This window comes from Pseudonocardia benzenivorans CB1190 (genome assembly GCF_000196675.2).
GTDB lineage: Bacteria > Actinomycetota > Actinomycetes > Mycobacteriales > Pseudonocardiaceae > Pseudonocardia > Pseudonocardia benzenivorans.
On the sequence record NC_015312.1, the window covers coordinates 2,904,933 to 2,922,659 of the forward strand.

The following is a 17,727-nucleotide window of genomic DNA, read 5'->3' on the forward strand; positions in this document are numbered from 1 at the left end:
GACGTCGGATGCCCGCACCGGTACGAGCCGGCGCGGGCGGGTGGGAGGGTTCGCCGTCATCGGCGGTGTCGGGCCATCGGCGGTGTCGGGTCGTGTCCGGTCGCCGGTGGGCTCAGCGCACCCGCAGGTGGATGTCGGCGGGGGCGTCGCCGTGGGCGCGCAGCTCGGCGACGAGCCGTTCGACGTCGCGGTCGTGCCCGCCCGACGGCAGGATCCCGGAGAACGGGGCCGCGGGCCGGAACTGGTAGAGCCGGAAACGACGGCGGCCGTCGCGGTGCGCCCGCACGGACGCGACGACGCCGAGGGCGATCAGGGCCAGGACGATCAGCGAGAGCATCATGGCAGGAATTGTGTGCGGAGCGAGTTTCTGCCAACAGATGGCGGGAAGTCATCCTTCGACAAGATTCGGCCATAGACTGTGGTCATGTTGCGCAGCGTCGCCGCCCTCGTCCTCCCCGAGATGGCGGTCTTCGAGTTCGGCGTGATCTGCGAGGTTTTCGGCCTCGACCGCTCCGACGACGGGCTGCCCGTGCTCGACTTCCGGATCTGCGGTCCCGAGGCCGGCGTCGCGCTACGGACGACGTCGGGGGGCCGGCTCATCCCCGACCACGGGCTCGACGGGCTGCGCGGCGCCGATCTCGTCGCCGTCGGCGCCACCCGGCTGCGGGAGTTCCCCGACGAGGTCCTCGACGCGCTGCGCGCGGCCCACGCCGACGGCGCGACGATCCTGTCGGTGTGCTCGGGCGTCTTCGTCCTCGGGGCCGCGGGCCTGCTCGACGGGCGGCGCTGCTCGGTGCACTGGAACGCCGTCGACGAGCTGCGCGCCCGCCACCCGCTCGCGCAGGTCGACCCGGACGTCCTGTTCGTCGACGACGGCGACCTCGTCACCAGCGCAGGCACCGCCGCAGGCATCGACGCGTGCCTGCACCTGGTCCGGCGCGAGCTGGGCAGCGCCGTCGTCAACGGCATCGCGCGCCGGATGGTCGTCCCCCCGCAGCGCGACGGCGGTCAGCGTCAGTACGTCGACCAGCCGGTCCCGGAGTGCACCATCGACACCCTGGCACCCGTCCTGGAGTGGATGCTGGAGAACATCGACCAGGACCACACCGTCGGCGCGCTCGCCGCCCGGGCGGGCATGTCGGGGCGCACCTTCGCCCGGCGGTTCGCCGCCGAGACCGGGACGACGCCCGTCCGCTGGCTGACGTTGCAGCGCGTCCTGCGGGCGCAGCGGTTGCTCGAGGACACCGACCTGTCGGTCGAGGAGATCGCCCGCGACACCGGCTTCGGCGGCGCCGCGCTGCTGCGGCACCACTTCCGCCGCCGCCTCGGCGTGGCGCCCGCGGACTACCGGCGTTCCTTCCGGGCGTGCGGGCCCGCGGAGGTCGCCGCCGGGTTGGCCTCGGCAGGGTCGTGACCTGCGGAGAAGCCCAGCAGAGTGGCGCGATCGATGTTCGCGGCGGCACCCGTCATGTAGAAATAGCGCGGTGGCCGGGCCGTCCCCCCGGCCTGCGAGGAGATCGAATGACATCCGCCCAGCCGAGGGTCGCCGTGATCGGGGCAGGCCCGTCCGGCCTCTACGCCGCGGCCGCCCTGCTCGCCTCCGCATCGGAGACGGGCGTCGTCGTCGACGTGCTCGACCGTCTGCCCGCGCCGTACGGGCTGGTCCGCTACGGCGTCGCTCCCGACCACGTGAAGATGAAGTCGGTCATCCGGGTGCTGCAGCGCCCGTTCGACCCCGCAGAGGTCCATTTCCTCGGCAACGTCCCCGTCGGCCGTGACGACGGTGGGCTCCCGCTCGACGTGCTGCGCGAGCACTACCACGCGATCGTGTGGGCCACGGGCAGCTCCATCGACCGCGGCCTCGGCATCCCCGGGGAGGAACTGGCCGGCAGCGTCGGCTCCGGGCAGGTCGTGAGCTGGTACTCCGGGCACCCCGACCACCTCGGGTCGGCGCCGCCGCTCGACCATCCCGGGGTCGCCGTGGTCGGGGCCGGCAACGTCGCGCTCGACGTGGCCCGGGTGCTCGCCAAGAGCGCCGACGAGATGGCCGCCACCGACATCCCCGACAACGTGCTCGCCGCCCTGCGCGAGAGCGCCGTGCGCGACGTGCACATCCTGATCCGGCGCGGGCCGCAGCACGTCAAGTTCACCCCGGCCGAGCTGCGCCAGATCGGCGAGCTCGCCCACGCCGACGTGGTCGTGCACGACGACGACCTGCTCGCGGGGGAGGGGCCCGACCGCACCGGCATCGACGACCGGCGCCAGCACCAGAACCTCGACATGCTCACCGAGTGGGCGGCCGCCGACATCGAGGAGGGCCGGCCGCGCCGCATCCACCTGCGGTTCCTGCGCAGCCCGGTCCGCATCCTGGGTACCGCGGGCCGGGTGAGCGGGCTGGTCGTGGAGCGCAACGAGATCGTCGACGGCCGCGTCGTCGGGACCGGCGAGGAGGAGACGCTCGACGTCGGTCTCGTCGTGCGGGCCATCGGGTACTCGGCCGAGCCGATCCCCGGCCTGCCGTTCGACGAGCGTTCCGGCACCGTGCCCAACGAGGCCGGCCGCGTCGTGCAGGACGGGCATCCCGTCCCGGGTGCCTATGTCACCGGCTGGATCAAGCGCGGTCCCAGCGGGGTCATCGGCACCAACAAGGGCGATGCGGTCGAGACGGTCGAGAAGCTCCTGGAGGACCTGCCCGACCTGCCCGACCCGAAGGCGCCCGACCGGGAGGACCTCCTGGCCTCCCTGGCGGCCCACGGCATCGAGCCCGTGGACTGGACCGCGTGGCTGCGGCTCGACGCCGAGGAGGTTCGCCTCGGCGGCGTCCGCGGCGGCGCCGACCGGGTCAAGGTCGCAGAGCTCGCGGCCATGATCGAGGCCTGCCGGGGCGCCTGACCCGCCCGCCCCCGCACCGCGTGCCGGTGCGGCGGGCGGCCGGAGCGGTCCGATCTCCGACCGGTCGGGTACGCGTGCCCGGTCCGGTGCTCGAGGCCCCCGCCGAGACGTTCCGGCGGGGACCTCGGCTCGCGCACGCGGTCCGGCCCGTCGAGTGGCCGGCACCGCGTGACGGTCCCGGGGGGTCAGGAGGGGTCGACGGCCAGCACCGACGGGTGCGCGCGCAGCCGGTCGGCGAACGCCGGGGCCTCCGCGTCGGTCATCGAGACCGTCGCGAACACGGAGCTGTAGGGGATCCCCTCCCGGACCTCGACGGAGAAGTCGCGGACGGGCAACCCGCAGTCGCGCAACGTCTCGGCTGCGGCGAGGGCGCCGGTGAGACCGCCGGAGACGACGATCTCGTAGCGGCGGTGCATGCGGAAACCGGGGGACGGGCGGCGGTCGTCGAGCAGGGTCATCGGGGACTCCGGACGGGGTTCGCGGAAGCGGGAACCCGAGCCAGGTCTCGGAACGAGGGACGCCGCGCGGGTGGGCGGCGGAACGAGCGCGCAGGCGACCTGGCTAGCCGACGCGCGAGGCTACTACCTCAGCGCGCGGAGCGATGAACTCGTCGAGGCGCACGGACGTGACCGTAGCAACGCATCCCGCCGCGATCAACCTCGGCGGCCCTTCGCGTGTCCGGCGGCGTCGGATCGATGGTCTACGATCCGGTTCAACAGGTTTATTTGTCGTCCTGTTTCCGGGTTGGCCGGAGGACGGCCGCGGGACGGCGAGCGGTCGCCACGGATCGAGCTGCGGGAGGTCACTCGGTGACGGCGGAGGACAGCGCCGGGAACGGCGCCGGGTCGCCTGTCGGCCGGCAGCTGCGGGTCCCCAAGATGGCCGAGCTCGTCGCCGGACACCTGCGCCGGCAGATCATCCGTGGTGAGCTGGCCGCGGGCGACGCGCTGCCGTCGGAGGCCGCGCTCATGGAGCAGTTCCAGGTCTCGCGCCCGACGCTGCGGGAGGCGTTCCGCGTCCTGGAGTCGGAGTCGCTCATCAGCGTGCGCCGCGGCGCCCACGGGGGCGCGCGCGTCCAGGTGCCCGACGCCGACGTCGCCGCGCGCTACGCGGGGTTCATCCTCGAGTACCGTGGCACCACGCTGGAGGACGTCTACGACGCCCGGCTCGTCCTCGAGCCGCCCTGCGTGGCCCTGCTGGCCGAGCGCCGCACCGAGCAGGACGTGGCGCGGCTGCGTGAGGCCCTCACGGCGCACGACGCGGTCCGCGACGACCACGACCGCACCATCCGGACCCACATGGCGTTCCACACGCTCCTGACCGAACTCACCCGCAACCAGACGCTGCAGGTCCTGATCGGGATGATCGACCACATCATCGCGCTGGCGAACTGGTCGCACGTGTCCAGCGACGCCGGGACCCCGGCCCACCTGCGGGCCATCCGCCGCGGCCTGCGGGCCCACCACCTCGTCGTGGACTACATCGAGGCGCGCGACGCGGTCGCCGCGGAGGCGTTGTGGCGCAAGCACCTGGAGGAGGCGCGCGACTACCTGTTGCGCGCGGACGTCCGGACGGTCCTGGACCTGCTCGGCTGACCCGGCCGGGGCGCCCCCGCCCGGCCCGCCGGGGCCTGCCCGGCCGCCGAGCCCGCTCACGACGAAGGCCCCGTCCGAACGTGTCCGTTCGGGCGGGGCCTCGTCGTCTGTCCGGTGACCGGAGCTAGTCGGTCGTGTCCTTCGGCCGACCGGCGTCGGGACGACCGGCCAGTGCCGGCGCCTCCGACCGCTGCTCGATGGCCTCGAGCTCGGCGTGGTGGGCCTCCGCGCGGGCCCTGGCCAGCGCGACGGTCTCCTCGACCGGGTCCGGGGTGAGCAGCGACCCGGGGACCGCCTCACCCGCCGACCCCAGCTGGTTCATCCGCTTGGGCACCGCCGCGCCCTGGTAGGCCAGCGGGATGGCGTGCCCGTGCGAGTCGACACCGGCCAGCGGCTGGTGCACCTCGATGAACTCGCCGTGCGGCAGCCGCTTGATGATGCCGGTCTCGATGCCGTGCTCGAGGACCGCGCGGTCGGACCGCTGCAGGCCGATGCAGATCCGGTAGGTGACCCAGTAGGCGATCGGCGGGACCACCAGCAAGCCGAGGCGCCCGGCCCAGGTCGTCGCGTTGAGCGAGACGTGGAAGAAGTAGGCGATCCAGTCGTTGACGCCCGAGAGCACCAGCCAGCCGTAGAAGGCGATGGCCATGACGCCCAGCGAGGTGCGGACCGGCGCGTCGCGCGGGCGCTGCAGCAGGTTGTGCAGGGCGTTGTCCTTGGTGAACCGCCGCTCGATCGCGGGGTAGATCGCCGCGACGACGAAGGGCAGCGGCAGGAACGCCGCCGTGCCCCAGAACGCCGCGGGCACCGTGTAGTTCCCCAGGTACAGCTCCCACGGCGGGAAGATGCGCGCCATGCCCTCGGTGAACAGCACGTACCAGTCGGGCTGCGAGCCCGCCGAGATGTGCGACGGGTCGTAGGGGCCGAAGTTCCAGATCGGGTTGATCTGGAACAGGCCCGCCATCAGCCCGATGACGCCGACGGTGACGGCGAAGAACGCGCCACCCTTCGCGGCGAACGTCGGCAGGATGCGGACGCCGACGACGTTGTGCTCGGTGCGGCCGGGGCCGGGGAACTGCGTGTGCTTCTGGTACCAGACCAGGCCGACGTGCACGGCGATGAGCGCGAGCAGGATCCCCGGGATCAGCAGCACGTGCAGGATGTAGAAGCGCGGGATGATCTCGGTGCCCGGGAACTCGCCGCCGAAGAGCAGCCACTGCAGCCACGTGCCGATGATCGGCGCCGTCATCGTGATGCCGGACATGATCCGCAGGCCGGTACCCGACAGCAGGTCGTCGGGGAGCGAGTAGCCGGTCAGGCCCTCGAAGAAGCCCAGCAGGATCAGCAGCACGCCGATCAGCCAGTTCGTCTCCCGCGGCTTGCGGAAGGCACCGGTGAAGAACGTGCGGAACATGTGCACGAGCATCGCGGCCATGAACAGCAGCGCGGCCCAGTGGTGCACCTGCCGCACGAACAGCCCGCCGCGCACGTCCATGGAGATCGTGACGGTGCTCTCGAACGCCTTCGACATGTGCACGCCGCGCAGGTTGTCGAACGCGCCGTTGTAGGTGACCTCGGTCATCGACGGGTCGAAGAACAGCGCCAGGTACGTGCCCGACAGCAGGAGCACGATGAAGCTGTACAGCGCGATCTCACCGAGCATGAACGACCAGTGCGTCGGGAAGACCTTGTTGAACTGCTTGCGCAGCCCCGCCGCCGGGTGGAACCGCTGGTCCAGCTCGTCGAGTGCCACCCCGGCCCTGGCCTGCAGTCCGCCGGAGGAGGTGGTGGGCGTCGTGATCGAACTCATGATCTGCGCTCCCAGAATGCGGGGCCGACGGCTTCGTGGAAGTCACTCGTGGCGATGAAGTAGCCCTCGTCGTCCACCGTGATCGGCAGCTGCGGCAGCGCCCGGGTGGCCGGCCCGAACACAGGGCGAGCGTACTCCGTGGCCAGGAACTGCGACTGGTGACAAGGGCAGAGGATGCGGTTGTCCTGCGCCTCGTACAGCGAGGTCGGGCAGCCCAGGTGCGTGCAGATCTTCGAGAAGGCGTAGTAGTCGCCGTAGTTGAAGTTCTCCTGGCCCGCGCGCTTGACGACCTTCGTGCCCGGCCGCAGGCGGATCAGCATGACGGGCGCGTCGCCGGCCTTCTGCGCCTTGAGCAGCGCCTCCTCGTCGTGCTGCTCGGAGAGCCGGTACGGGAACACCGTCTGCATCGAGCCCGGCTCCATGTCCTCGGGCCGGACACGCCGGATGTCCTCGAGGTCGCCGGTGTCGGCGCGCATGTAGACCGTCTCGCCGTTGGTCGACTTCCAGCCCGTGATCCACAGCGGCGAGTTCGGGCCGTCCTTCCACGGGTTGCGGATCAGCGGGCCGATGGCCGCGATCCCAAGCCCGATGCCGAACAGGCCCGCCGCCGCGCCGGCCGACCGCTTGATGACGGTCCGCCGGGCGATCGTGGTGTCCTTGCCGGCCGCCGCGAGCTGGGCCATCACGGTCCTGCGGGCGACCTCGTCGGACGGGCCGTCGTGGCGCTGCTGGACCGAGACCTCGCTCGGGAAGAACTTCTTGACGTAGGAGATCACGCCGATACCCAGCGCCAGCACGGCGAGGCCGAACGTGACGCCGACGACCGGGGTGTAGAGCGAGTACATCCGGTAGCCGGGCTGGTCTGGCGCGACGTACTCGTGCGGCCACCAGATGAACGCGATCACGAACGCCAGTGCCGAGAGCGCCGACAGCGTGAACCAGCCGGCGACGGCGCGCTCCGCGCGCTTCTCCGCCCGCGTCCCCGGAACGGGGAACTTGGGCGCGTTGTGCTGGACGTCGACGTCGTCGAGGTCACCGGCGAGCCGCGCGAGCTGCTCGGGCGTCATCTCCTCGAGCTCCGCCGCCGTGGGGGCGGACGTGACGCCGCCCTCACCCGTCGTAGCGCCACTCATTGCTTGGCTCCCAACCACATTGCGAAACCGACGATCGCGGCCAGGCCGACGACGAAGGCGATCACGCCCTCCGAGGTCGGGCCGATGCCGCCGAGCCCGGAACCACCCACGTCGTTGTTGCCGTCACTGACGGACTTGATGTAGGCGATGATGTCCTTCTTCTCCTGCGGCGAGAGCTGCGCGTCGGAGAACTTGGGCATGTTCTGCGGCCCCGTGAGCATGGCCGCGTAGATCTGGTCCTCGTTGGCCGGGTCGAGCGACGGCGCGAACTTGCCGGAGGACAGGGCGCCACCGCGGCCGGTGAAGTTGTGGCACGAGGCGCAGTTGAGCCGGAACAGCTCGCCGCCACGGGCCGGGTCGTCGCCGCGCAGCGCCTCGCCGGTGGCCGCGGGGAGCTGCGGACCGCCACCGTTGGCCTGCACGAACGCGCCCAGGGCCGCCAGGTTGTCGGCGCCCTCCTGCGTGTGCGGGTCGAACGTCTGCGTCGGAGGCTTGCGCATCGCCTGCGCCTCCTGGCGGGCGAGCGGCATGCGGCCGGAGGAGACCTGGAAGTAGACCGCGGCGTCGCCCACGCCGACCAGGCTCGGGCCGCGGTCCTGCACACCCTGCAGGTTCGCGCCGTGGCACGTGATGCAGGCGTTGTTGTAGAGGTCCTGGCCCTTCGCGATCGTCGCGGCGTCCGCCGCCTGCGCGACCGCGGTCTGCGGGGCCGGCTCGACGACCGAGTACAGGGCGCCGACCGACAGCAGCCCGATACCCAGCGCGAGTGCTCCGGCGAGCCGGCGCCGCACCTTGCCGTGCGGTCGTCGGCCGCGGCGGGACCGCGGCTCAGGTGGTGTGGTGGTCGTGGGTTCCATCGTCGGCGTCGTCCAACCCTCGCGTCGTTTTCGGGGCGCTTGCGCTGCAGGCCTAGCGGATGAAGTAGATGACGGCGAACAGGCCCACCCAGACGACGTCGACGAAGTGCCAGTAGTACGACACGACGATCGCCGCGGTGGCCTGGGCCGGTGTGAACTTGCTGAGCTTGGTGCGGATGAGCAGGTAGACGAACGCCACCAGCCCGCCGGTGACGTGCAGGGCGTGGAAGCCCGTCGCGAGGTAGAAGACCGTGCCGTAGGCGCTGGACGCGATCGTCGTGTGGTGCTCGAAGATCAGCGTGCGGTACTCGTTGGCCTGCCCGAGGACGAACAGCGCGCCCATGATCAACGTGAGCAGGTACCAGCGGCGCAGCCCGAACACGTCGCCGCGCTCGGCCGCGAAGACACCGAACTGGCACGTGAACGACGACGCGACCAGCACGATGGTCACGACGAGCGCGTACGGCACGTCCAGCTCGGTGGGCGGCGGCGGCCACTCGCCGACGTTCTGGGCCCGCGCGGTGAAGTAGATCGAGAACAGCCCGGCGAAGAACATCAGCTCGCTGGACAGCCAGACGATGGTGCCGATGCTGACCAGGTTCGGGCGGTTCAGCGAGTGGATCCGCGCGCTGATGTTGGGGGCGGCTGTCGTCACCGGGGCATTATGACCCCACCCGAACTTCTACAGCCTGTCGGGGGACCAGGGAGCTGCGTCACTTCCCGGGCGGCGATCCTCCGGGGTGGCAACGCGGAACGGCCCGGCGTGGTTCCCGGGCCGGTGGAGGCGCTGGTCGGGGCCTCGGCGCAGCCGGCCACCGCGCGCGCACGAGGGGGTGTGACCGCGCCCATTACGATGTCGCCCGTGACCAGCCCCGCGCCCCGCGACGCCGGATCGGCGTCCGAGCCCCTCAGCCAGCTGAACGTCCTCGTCTTCAGCCACCGCCCGGAGGTACGGGAGGGGATCGTGACGGCCGTGGGCCGCCGCCCGGCCCCCGATCTCGGCCGGGTCACCTTCATCGAGGTGGGTGGGGTCGCGGACGTGCTCGCGGCGTGCGACGCCGGCGGGCTCGACCTCGTCGTCCTCGACGGCGAGGCCCAGCCGACCGGGGGCATGGGTCTGTCCCGCCAGCTCAAGAACGAGATCACCGACTGCCCGCCTATCGTGGTGACCGTCCGCCGCCGCGACGACCGGTGGCTGGCCACCTGGTCGCAGGCCGACGCGGTGCTCGTGCACCCCCTCGACCCGCTGACCGCGGCCGAGACCGTCGTCGACGTCCTGCGGCGCACCGCGGACGTCGCCGTGCGTGGCTGACGTGGCCGCCGCCCCCGGCTCCGGCTCCGCGTCCGGCTCCGGCACCGGCGAGGCCCGCAGCTGGCCGCGGCTGCTGGCCAGCCTCATCGCGGGCCGCGACCTGGAGACCGCCGACACGGCCTGGATCATGGACCGGGTGCTGTCGGAGGAGGCGACGGCGGCACAGCTCGCCGGCTTCCTCGTCGGCCTGCGGGCCAAGGGGGAGACGGCGGCCGAGATCGCCGGGCTCGCCGAGGCGATGCTGGCCAGGGCGTCGCGCGTCACCGTCAGCGGGCCCGCGGTCGACATCGTCGGGACCGGCGGGGACCAGGCGCACACCGTCAACATCTCCACGATGGCGGCGGTGGTGGTCGCGGCGGCGGGCATCCCCGTCGTCAAGCACGGCAACCGGGCGGCGACGTCGAAGTGCGGCGCGGCCGACCTGCTGCAGGAGGTCGGCGTGGCGATCGCGCTGCCGGCCGCGCAGGTCGAGGCGTGCGTCGCCGAGGTCGGCATCGGGTTCTGCTTCGCGCCGGTCTTCCATCCCGCCATGCGGCACACCGCGGGTCCGCGCGCCGAGCTCGGGGTGCCGACGGCGATGAACGTCCTGGGGCCGCTGACCAACCCGGCGCAGCCGCCGTCGGGCCTGGTGGGCTGCGCCGACGCGCGGCTCGCGCCCGTGCTGGCCGAGGTGTTCGCCTCGCGGGGGATGTCGGTGTTCGTGGTGCGCGGCGACGACGGCCTCGACGAGCTGACCACGACCACCACCTCGACGGTGTGGGCGGCTGGACCCGACGGGGTGCGGGCCACGTCGGTCGACCCGGCCGCGCTGGGTGTCGCGCCCGCGACGCGCGAGGACCTGCGAGGTGGCGACGCCGCGTTCAACGCCGCGGCCTGCCACGCGCTGCTCGCGGGCAAGCACGGCCCGCACCGCGACGCGGTGCTGCTCAACGCGGCGGGGGCGCTGGTCGCCGCGGGTGCGGTCGCGGCCGACGGACCCGACCTGCACGCACCGATGGCGGTGGCACTGGAGCGCGCGGCCGCGGCGATCGACTCCGGCGCGGCCGCGGACCTGCTGGCCCGGTGGGCGGAGTTCTCGACCCGGCTGGCGCCCCGCCCGGCCTGACGACGGCGCGGTCCGGGACGGGTGCCCCGTCCCGGGGCCGCGGCGCGGCGGGCTCAGTCGAGCCCGGCGGAGAAGATCGCGTCGGTGTCCGCGCTCGAGTAGGAGCGGAACGCGATGTGGGTGTCGGTGCGGACCACACCCGGAATCTTGCTGAGCCGTCCCGCGATGACGTCGGCGAGCTCGTCGTGCGCGGCGACCTTCACGATCGCGATCAGGTCGACGTCGCCGGCGCACGAGTACACCTCGCTGACCCCGTCGAGGTCGGCGATCGCCTGCGCGGTCTCGGGGATCCGGTCGGCGGCGGTGTGCACCATGACGATCGCGGTGATCACGGTTGCCCTCCTCGGGGACGGACGCGGGACCGGGAGCGGTCCGGCCGGGGTCGAAGACTAGCCGAGGGTGATCTCCGACGGGCTGCCCAGCGGGGCCTGCCGGGCCCGGCGCGCCCAGCCCTCCCACGCCGCGGCGCCGCGGGCGGGCTCGGCCCAGCTCGGCTCGCTGTGCACGAGCCGGGTCCCGCCCGTGGTGAGCCATCGGCGGACCAGGTTCACCTCCTCGGCCGAGGCCCCCGCGAGCGGCCCGTCGGCGGGCAGGATGGTGCGGGCCGTGGCGCGCAGCGACTCGACGACCGGCATCGGCGGCGTCCCGCGTCGGGCGACGTCGGCCGCGGCGAGCCTGCCGTGCCGGACCACGGCCAGCTCCCAGCCGCCGTGCCCGTCGGGCCGGGCGCCGACCACCTCGGGCAGGGCCGCGAGCGCCGCCAGCTGTTGCGCCCTGGCGAGCGCCGTCGCCAGCGCGGCCAGCCGGTCGCGGCCCGCGGCGGCGGCCTCGAACCGCTCCCGGGCGGCCAGCGCCTCGACCCGGTCGGCCAGCCTGCGCAGCGGTGCGTCGTCGGCACCCGCGACGAGGCCCTGCAGCGCGTGGACGCCCGGTGCGTACTCCGCGACGCTCTGCAACCCCGCGCAGGGCGCGCGGCAGCGGCCCAGCTCGTGCAGGACGCACGGGCTCGCGGCGGGCGAGCGGGCCGGGATCCGCTGCGTGCAGCTGCGCAGCGGCAGCGCGTCGAGCAGCGTCTCCACGGCCTCGGTCGCGCCCCGACGCGACCCGAACGGGCCCAGCGCGGGCGCGCGCGGCGTCGTCACCACCGAGAGGCGGGGGAACGCCTCGTCGGTCGGCACCACCCACCACGCCCGGCCCGGGTTGCGCGAGCGCCGGTTGTAGCGCGGCCGGTGCGCGGCGATGAGCCGCAGCTCGCGCACCCCGGCCTCCAGCGCGTGCGCGCACACGATGGTGTCGACGCGCTCGGCCAGCGACACCATGTCCCGCATCCGCCGGCGGCGCTCGGCGGCGGTGAAGTAGCTGCGGACGCGCCTGCGCAGGTCGCCGCTCGTGCCGACGTAGAGCACCTCGTCGCGGGCGCCGCGGAACAGGTAGACCCCGGCGGCCGACGGCACGTCGCGGGCGAGGGTGCGACGGCGCCGGACCTGCTCGGGCGGGCGGTGCGCCGAGGCGCCGCGGGCCAGCGCGAGCAGCTCCTCCAGGCTCTGCACGCCGAGGTTGCCCACCCGTTCCAGTAGGCGGTGGAGCACCTCGACGGTCGCCCGCGCGTCGGCCAGCGCCCGGTGCGTCGGCTGGGTCGCCGTGCCGAAGAGCCGGGCCAGGGCACCCAGCCGCACGCTGGGGGCCTCGGCGCGGCTGAGCACCGCGCGGGCCAGCCGCGCCGTGCACAGCTGGGGCGGGCGCGGCCAGCGCCGGTCGTGGCGTTCGCACGCCGCGCGCAGGAACCCCGCGTCGAACGGGGCGTTGTGCGCCACCAGCACCGCGCCGCCCATGAACTCCAGCAGCGTCGGCAGCACCTGCGCGAGCCGCGGGGCCCCGGTGACCATCGCCGTGGTGATCCCGGTCAGCGCGACGACGCCGGGCGGGACGCCGGTGCCGGGGTCGACGAGCGTCGCCAGCTCGCCGAGCACCTCGCCGCCGCGGACCTTCACCGCGCCGATCTCGGTGATCGAGTGGTTCGCCGACGAGCCGCCGGTGGTCTCCAGGTCGAGCACGACGAACGTCACCTCGCGCAGCGGGGTCCCGAGCTCGTCGAACGACAGCTGCGCGACGGTGCCGCCGGAACCGGCGGATCCGGGGGGAGCGGGCACGCCGCGGGACGCTAGCCGCGCGCACCGACAGAACCGGCTACCCGCCGGGCCCCGCCGCGGCGGGGCCCGGCCGACGACGCCGACAGGGCGAGCCGCGGGCGTGCGGGGCGAGGGTGTGGTGGGCGGAGCCCGCGGCGCCCCGGCGGCCCGGCGGTGCGGTGGGCGCGCTCCGGCCCGGCCTGCCGGTCCCGGCGCCGCGGTCCGGCTGGGGTGAGTGCCGCGCGGTCCGGCTGCGATGCGGTGCGGTGCCGCGGTGTGGGTTGTGTGCGGAGTGGCGCCGCGGTGTGCGGTGCGGTGCTGCGGTGCGGCGCGGGGGTTCTTCGGGGCAGGTGCCGCCGGGTGGCGCTCGCCGCACCCGCGCACGCGCGGATAACCTGGTCGAATGTCCACCGACGACGCATTCGCCACCGGGCCCGCCGGGTCCGGCGCGGAGCCCGTCGGTGTCGACCCCGCCTGCGCCGCCCCCGCCTGCGCCGGCCCGGCCCCCGACACGGCCGGGGCGGCCGCGGAGATCCGGTGGGACCGGTTGCCCGAGGCCGTCCGCGGCCGCGTCGCCGAGCTCGCCGCGGCCGCCGTCGCCGGCCTGCCCGACGCCGACGTCCCGCACCGGCTGCGCCGGCTGGCCCGGTTCACCCCGGCCAAACGGGCCAGGCTGGGCGCCAGGGCGCTCCTCGACGAGGTCGAACGCTCGGCGGCGTTCCGCGCGGCCGTGCTGGCGTGGTGCCACGAGCACACGCCCGGTCCGGCCGACGTCGAGGACCCGCTCGGCGCCGCCGCGCTCGCCGTCCTCGGTGGCGCTCCCGATGCGCCCGACCTCGTCGCCGCCGCCGCCCGCCGGGGCGAGGCGGGCGAGCTGCGGGCCGAGCTGGAGGCCGCGAACTCGCGCGTCGAGAAGCTGACCGCCGAGCTCGAACGGCTGCGCGACGAGCTGGCGACCGCACGCGAGGACGTGCGGCTGTCCGCGCAGGCCAGGGAGGCCGAGTTCGCCCAGCTGCGCAGGCGGGTGGGGGAGCAGGGCGCGCGGCTGCGCTCGGCGACCGACGCGCTCGACGCCGCGGCCGCCGACCTCGAGGCGGTACGGGCCGAGGCGCGCCGCGATCTGGCCGACGCGCTGGCCGAGCGCGACCGCGAGCGGGTGCGCGCCGACCGGGAACGGGCGCGCGCCGACGCCGCGGCCGTACAGGTCGCCGCCGCGCGGCAGGCGGCCCGCGAGGCCCGCCAGGCCGACGAGGTCCGGCTGGAGCTGCTGCTGGAGACGCTCGGCGGCGCGGTCGCCGGGCTGCGCCGTGAGCTCTCGATCGGCGGTGGCGGGCCCCGGCCCGCCGACCTCGTCGCGGGGGCCAGCGCGGTGCGTCCCGGCGCGCCGGTCGACGACCTCGCCGCCCTCGACGCGCTGCTGGCGCTGCCCGCGGTGCACCTGATCGTCGACGGCTACAACGTCAGCAAGACGGGCTATCCCGAGCTGCCACTGGCCGACCAGCGCACCCGGCTCGTCGGTCAGCTCGCGGCGCTGGCGGCCCGCACGGGGGTCGAGGTCACCGTCGTCTTCGACGGGGCGGGCGTCGTCGCCGCGCCGACGCGGGGGACCCGCGGGGTGCGGGTGCTGTTCAGCGACGCCGGGGTGATCGCCGACGACGTCATCCGCGCGCTCGTCGCCGCCGAGCCCGAGGGCCGGCCGATCCTGGTCGCGACGTCGGACCGGGCCGTCGTCGAGTCCGTGCGCCGCCGCGGCGCCCACGCGCTGCCGTCGGCGATCCTGCTGGGCCGACTGCGGGGCTGAGACGACCGCGTCCGCCGCTTCCCGGCCGCGACTGCTCGCCCGGAACTGTCGGTGGCGTCCCCTAGCGTCCGCGACGTCCGACGAGCAACGTCGAGGGGTGGCCCGGAATGATCATCGACTGCGACACGTGTGCGGTGCGCGGCGACGCGTGCGGGGACTGTGTGGTGGGTGTCCTGCTGGGCGTGCCGGACCCGGCGACACGCCCCGACACGCTGCCGTCCGGCGCGCCGGTCATGCAGCTCGACGCTCGGGAACAGCGTGCGCTCGCCGTCCTGGCCGACCAGGGGCTGGTTCCCCGGTTGCGCCTCGTGGCGACGCGGTCGCCGGAGCCGGCTCCGGAGGACCAGTCGCGTCACGCAGGGTGAGCGACACGCCGTGCCGCCGTCCCGAGGGCCCGGCTGCTGTTGCCCCTGTGGGTGAGGCCGTTCGTCGACGGCCGGCGCGACGCGCCGGCGCCCCCGATGCTGGCCGCCCGCCCTGCCCCTTCGTAATCTCCGCGCGACCTTGCGGTGGGTTCGCCGCTCGCCCGGAACGGCGACGCAGGGTCGCCGCAGGACCCGCGTGGAGCCCGCTCCGCGCCCCGGTCCGCGGTACGGAGAAGGGGACTCGTCCGCGTGGTGGCGCCTCGACGCAGCGGTACCCGACCGGCCTCCCGGCCGGTGACGGCGGTCCTGGTCGCGGCGGTCGTCGGAGCGGGGCTGACCGCGCTCGTCACGACGCCCGCGATCGCCGACCCCACCCCCGCTCCGCCGGGGGCGGCACGGGCCGCGCTGACCGTCCCCGCCGCGGGCGGACGGCCCGCAGCGCCGGTCCTGCCCCCGCCACCGACGACCGCCGACGAGGCGCGCGCCCAGTTCGAGCAGGCCCAGCACGACGCCGAGGTCCTCACCGAGCAGTGGCACGCCGCCACCGACGACCACGACGCCAAGGAGAAGGCCGCGGAGGCCGCGCGCGCGGCGGTCGGGCCCGCCGAGGACGCCGCGGCGAAGGCCGCCGCCGACGAGGAGACCTACCGCTCCCAGCTCGACGGGCTGGCCATGGCGACCTTCGAGAACGGCCGCCTCGACCAGTTCGACGCCCTGCTCTCGAGTACCTCCCCGCAGAACTACCTCGACCAGATGTCGGCGCTCGAGTCGCTGACCGCCGAGCAGCGCGTCCAGCTCGACGAGTTCCAGGCCAGGGTCGCCGCCGCCCAGCAGGCGCGCCACGACGCCGACGCCGCCGTCGCGCAGGCCCAGCAGGCGGCCGACGACGCGCAGCGCGCCGCCGACGACATCCTGACCCGCAAACAGGCCGCCGAGGCGCGGGTCGCCGACGTCGAGAAGATGATCTCCAACCTCAGCCCGGCCGAGCGCGCCCAGCTGATCCCCCCGGGTGAGGGCGCGCCGCAGGGCGTCGTGCTCGGCACGGGCGCGGGCGCCCGCGCACTCGCGATGGCCGCGACCAAGCTGGGCAGGCCCTACGTCTGGGGCGCCGCCGGGCCGAACAGCTTCGACTGCTCGGGTCTGACGTCGTGGGCGTTCGCCCGGATCGGCGTGACCCTCCCGCGGTCGAGCAGCGCCCAGGCGACCGTCGGGACCCCGGTCTCGTGGAACGACCTCCAGCCCGGTGACCTGGTGTTCTTCTACAAGCCCGTCAGCCACGTCGGTATCTACGCGGGTGGCGGGAAGATGATCGACGCCCCCGAGACCGGCGATGTCGTGAAGTACCAGACCGTTCCGCGGGCCACGTTCTCCGGAGCCCGCCGGATCTGAGCCGCCGGAGCCCGAGGAACCGGCCCCGACCGGCCGCCACGCTCCGCGTCGGCCGCAGCGACGGTCCGCTCCCCGCGCACGGGCGGCGGCCGGGGAACCCCGGCCGCCGCCCGTCCCGTCGCCGGGGCGGGTCGGGCACGCAGGACCGTCGGCGGTGTCGGTACGGTCACCCGCCGTGGCCCGCACGTTGCTCGTGACGAACGACTTCCCGCCCCGAGCCGGTGGGATCCAGACCTACCTGCAGGCCCTCGCCGATCGGCTGCCCCCGTCCGAGCTGGCCGTCTACGCCCCGGCCTGGGAGGGCGCGGCCGCGTTCGACGCCCACCGGCCCTACCCCGTCCACCGTCATCCGACGTCGCTGATGCTGCCCACGCCCGACGTCGCCCGCCGCGCCGCGGAGCTCGCCCGCCGGTACGGCGCCACGACGGTCTGGTTCGGTGCCGCGGCGCCGCTCGCGCTGCTGGGCCCGGGGCTGCGCGAGCGCGCCGGAATCCGGCGCGTCGTCGCGAGCACCCACGGCCACGAGGTGGGCTGGTCGATGCTGCCGGGTGCGCGCCAGGCGTTGCGCCGCATCGGCAACGACGCCGACGTGCTCACCGTCGTCTCCCGGTACACCCGCGGCAGGTTCGCCGCCGCCTTCGGCCCGCGGGCGGCGCTCGAGCACCTGCCGCCGGGGATCGACACCGCGACGTTCCGGCCCGATCCGGCTGCACGGGCGCGGCTGCGGGCCCGCTACGGGCTGGGGGAGGCGCCGGTGGTCGCGTGCGTGTCCCGGCTCGTGGCCCGCAAGGGCCAGGACATGCTCGTGCGGGCGCTGCCGGCGCTGCGCGGGCGCGTGCCGGGGACCCGACTGCTGCTCGTCGGCTCGGGCCCCGACCACGACCGGCTGCGCCGGCTCGCGGTCTCCGCGGGGGTCGCGGAGCACGTCGTGTTCACCGGCGCCGTCCCCGCCGACGAGCTCGCCGCCCACCAGGCCGTCGCCGACGTGTTCGCGCTGCCGTGCCGCACCCGTGGCGGGGGCCTCGACGTCGAGGGCCTCGGCATCGTGCTGCTGGAGGCGTCGGCCTGCGGGGTCCCGGTCGTCGCCGGGAACTCCGGGGGCGCGCCGGAGACCGTCCTGGAGGGGCGGACGGGCCACGTCGTCGACGGCCGCGACCTCGACGCGCTGGTGGCCGCCGTCGGCGGGCTGCTCGCCGACCCCGACCGCGCCGCGCGGCTGGGTGCGGCCGGCCGCGACTGGATGCTCACGAGCTGGACCTGGCCCGCCGCCGTCGAGCGGCTGCGCGTGCTGCTGGACGGCGCCCCCGTCGCCGGCTGACGGTGCGCCGGTCGACTGAGC

At 74.7% G+C, this 17,727-nt stretch carries 17 protein-coding genes; 9 read left to right on the top strand and 8 right to left on the bottom strand.

What is annotated here, in order from left to right; genetic code table 11:
- Positions 1-112: 112 nt before the first annotated feature.
- Positions 113-340, bottom strand: coding sequence for a hypothetical protein (locus PSED_RS13860; RefSeq protein ID WP_013674873.1), 228 nt, complete (start codon positions 338-340; stop codon positions 113-115).
- Between the two features lie 84 nt (positions 341-424).
- On the opposite strand from PSED_RS13860, the gene PSED_RS13865 reads away from it, so the two are divergent.
- On the top strand, positions 425-1,414 hold the full coding sequence (locus tag PSED_RS13865; RefSeq protein ID WP_013674874.1) for a helix-turn-helix domain-containing protein: 990 nt from the start codon (positions 425-427) through the stop codon (positions 1,412-1,414).
- A gap of 107 nt (positions 1,415-1,521) precedes the next feature.
- On the top strand, positions 1,522-2,892 hold the full coding sequence (locus tag PSED_RS13870; protein ID WP_013674875.1) for an FAD-dependent oxidoreductase: 1,371 nt from the start codon (positions 1,522-1,524) through the stop codon (positions 2,890-2,892).
- Positions 2,893-3,077: 185 nt separating this feature from the next.
- Here the strand turns inward: PSED_RS13870 and PSED_RS13875 are convergent, their stop codons facing one another.
- The gene (locus PSED_RS13875; RefSeq protein WP_013674876.1) at positions 3,078-3,350 is read right to left on the bottom strand and encodes a hypothetical protein; all 273 of its coding nucleotides are present in this window, start codon (positions 3,348-3,350) and stop codon (positions 3,078-3,080) included.
- Positions 3,351-3,701: 351 nt separating this feature from the next.
- Between PSED_RS13875 and PSED_RS13880 the strand changes: the two genes are divergently transcribed.
- The gene (locus tag PSED_RS13880) at positions 3,702-4,487 is read left to right on the top strand and encodes a FadR/GntR family transcriptional regulator (protein ID WP_013674877.1); all 786 of its coding nucleotides are present in this window, start codon (positions 3,702-3,704) and stop codon (positions 4,485-4,487) included.
- 124 nt (positions 4,488-4,611) lie between these two features.
- Here the strand turns inward: PSED_RS13880 and qcrB are convergent, their stop codons facing one another.
- Genes qcrB through ctaE form a run of 4 tightly spaced genes read right to left on the bottom strand, consistent with a single transcriptional unit; the run spans position 4,612 to position 8,942 of the window.
- Positions 4,612-6,297, bottom strand: a complete 1,686-nt coding sequence (qcrB, locus tag PSED_RS13885; RefSeq protein WP_013674878.1) for a cytochrome bc1 complex cytochrome b subunit — start codon at positions 6,295-6,297, stop codon at positions 4,612-4,614.
- Positions 6,294-7,430: a cytochrome bc1 complex Rieske iron-sulfur subunit gene (gene qcrA, locus PSED_RS13890; RefSeq protein WP_013674879.1), complete on the bottom strand. Its 1,137-nt coding sequence runs from the start codon at positions 7,428-7,430 to the stop codon at positions 6,294-6,296. Before qcrA ends, qcrB begins: the two co-directional genes overlap by 4 nt.
- A complete protein-coding gene (gene qcrC / locus PSED_RS13895) occupies positions 7,427-8,287 on the bottom strand; it encodes a cytochrome bc1 complex diheme cytochrome c subunit (protein WP_013674880.1) in 861 nt (286 codons plus the stop codon). The genes qcrA and qcrC overlap by 4 nt, the downstream gene beginning before the upstream one ends.
- 52 nt (positions 8,288-8,339) lie before the next feature.
- A complete protein-coding gene (gene ctaE, locus PSED_RS13900) occupies positions 8,340-8,942 on the bottom strand; it encodes an aa3-type cytochrome oxidase subunit III (protein WP_013674881.1) in 603 nt (200 codons plus the stop codon).
- Positions 8,943-9,149: 207 nt separating this feature from the next.
- Here ctaE and PSED_RS13905 point away from each other — a divergent pair, with 207 nt between their 5' ends.
- Positions 9,150-9,599 carry a DNA-binding response regulator gene (locus PSED_RS13905; protein ID WP_233899402.1) on the top strand — a complete coding sequence of 150 codons (450 nt, stop codon included), beginning with the start codon at positions 9,150-9,152 and terminating at the stop codon, positions 9,597-9,599.
- A 1-nt stretch (position 9,600) separates the two neighbouring features.
- On the top strand, positions 9,601-10,704 hold the full coding sequence (trpD, locus tag PSED_RS13910; protein WP_049803400.1) for an anthranilate phosphoribosyltransferase: 1,104 nt from the start codon (positions 9,601-9,603) through the stop codon (positions 10,702-10,704).
- 53 nt (positions 10,705-10,757) lie between these two features.
- On the opposite strand, the gene PSED_RS13915 is transcribed toward trpD, so the two are convergent.
- Both PSED_RS13915 and PSED_RS13920 read right to left on the bottom strand, forming a co-directional pair.
- Positions 10,758-11,036, bottom strand: a complete 279-nt coding sequence (locus PSED_RS13915; protein ID WP_013674884.1) for an Lrp/AsnC family transcriptional regulator — start codon at positions 11,034-11,036, stop codon at positions 10,758-10,760.
- Positions 11,037-11,093: 57 nt separating this feature from the next.
- A complete protein-coding gene (locus PSED_RS13920) occupies positions 11,094-12,854 on the bottom strand; it encodes a DEDD exonuclease domain-containing protein (RefSeq protein ID WP_013674885.1) in 1,761 nt (586 codons plus the stop codon).
- A gap of 382 nt (positions 12,855-13,236) precedes the next feature.
- On the opposite strand from PSED_RS13920, the gene PSED_RS13925 reads away from it, so the two are divergent.
- The 4 genes from PSED_RS13925 (at position 13,237) to PSED_RS13940 (ending at position 17,706) form a co-directional block, all read left to right on the top strand.
- Positions 13,237-14,634 (top strand): NYN domain-containing protein, encoded by a 1,398-nt coding sequence (locus tag PSED_RS13925; protein ID WP_013674886.1) that lies wholly within the window; start codon positions 13,237-13,239, stop codon positions 14,632-14,634.
- 107 nt (positions 14,635-14,741) lie between these two features.
- Positions 14,742-14,999 carry a hypothetical protein gene (locus PSED_RS13930; protein WP_013674887.1) on the top strand — a complete coding sequence of 86 codons (258 nt, stop codon included), beginning with the start codon at positions 14,742-14,744 and terminating at the stop codon, positions 14,997-14,999.
- Between the two features lie 294 nt (positions 15,000-15,293).
- Positions 15,294-16,388: an NlpC/P60 family protein gene (locus PSED_RS13935; RefSeq protein ID WP_013674888.1), complete on the top strand. Its 1,095-nt coding sequence runs from the start codon at positions 15,294-15,296 to the stop codon at positions 16,386-16,388.
- A gap of 175 nt (positions 16,389-16,563) precedes the next feature.
- Complete coding sequence (locus PSED_RS13940) at positions 16,564-17,706, top strand: glycosyltransferase family 4 protein (protein ID WP_041759646.1); 1,143 nt, start codon at positions 16,564-16,566, stop codon at positions 17,704-17,706.
- The last annotated feature ends 21 nt before the right edge of the window (positions 17,707-17,727 follow it).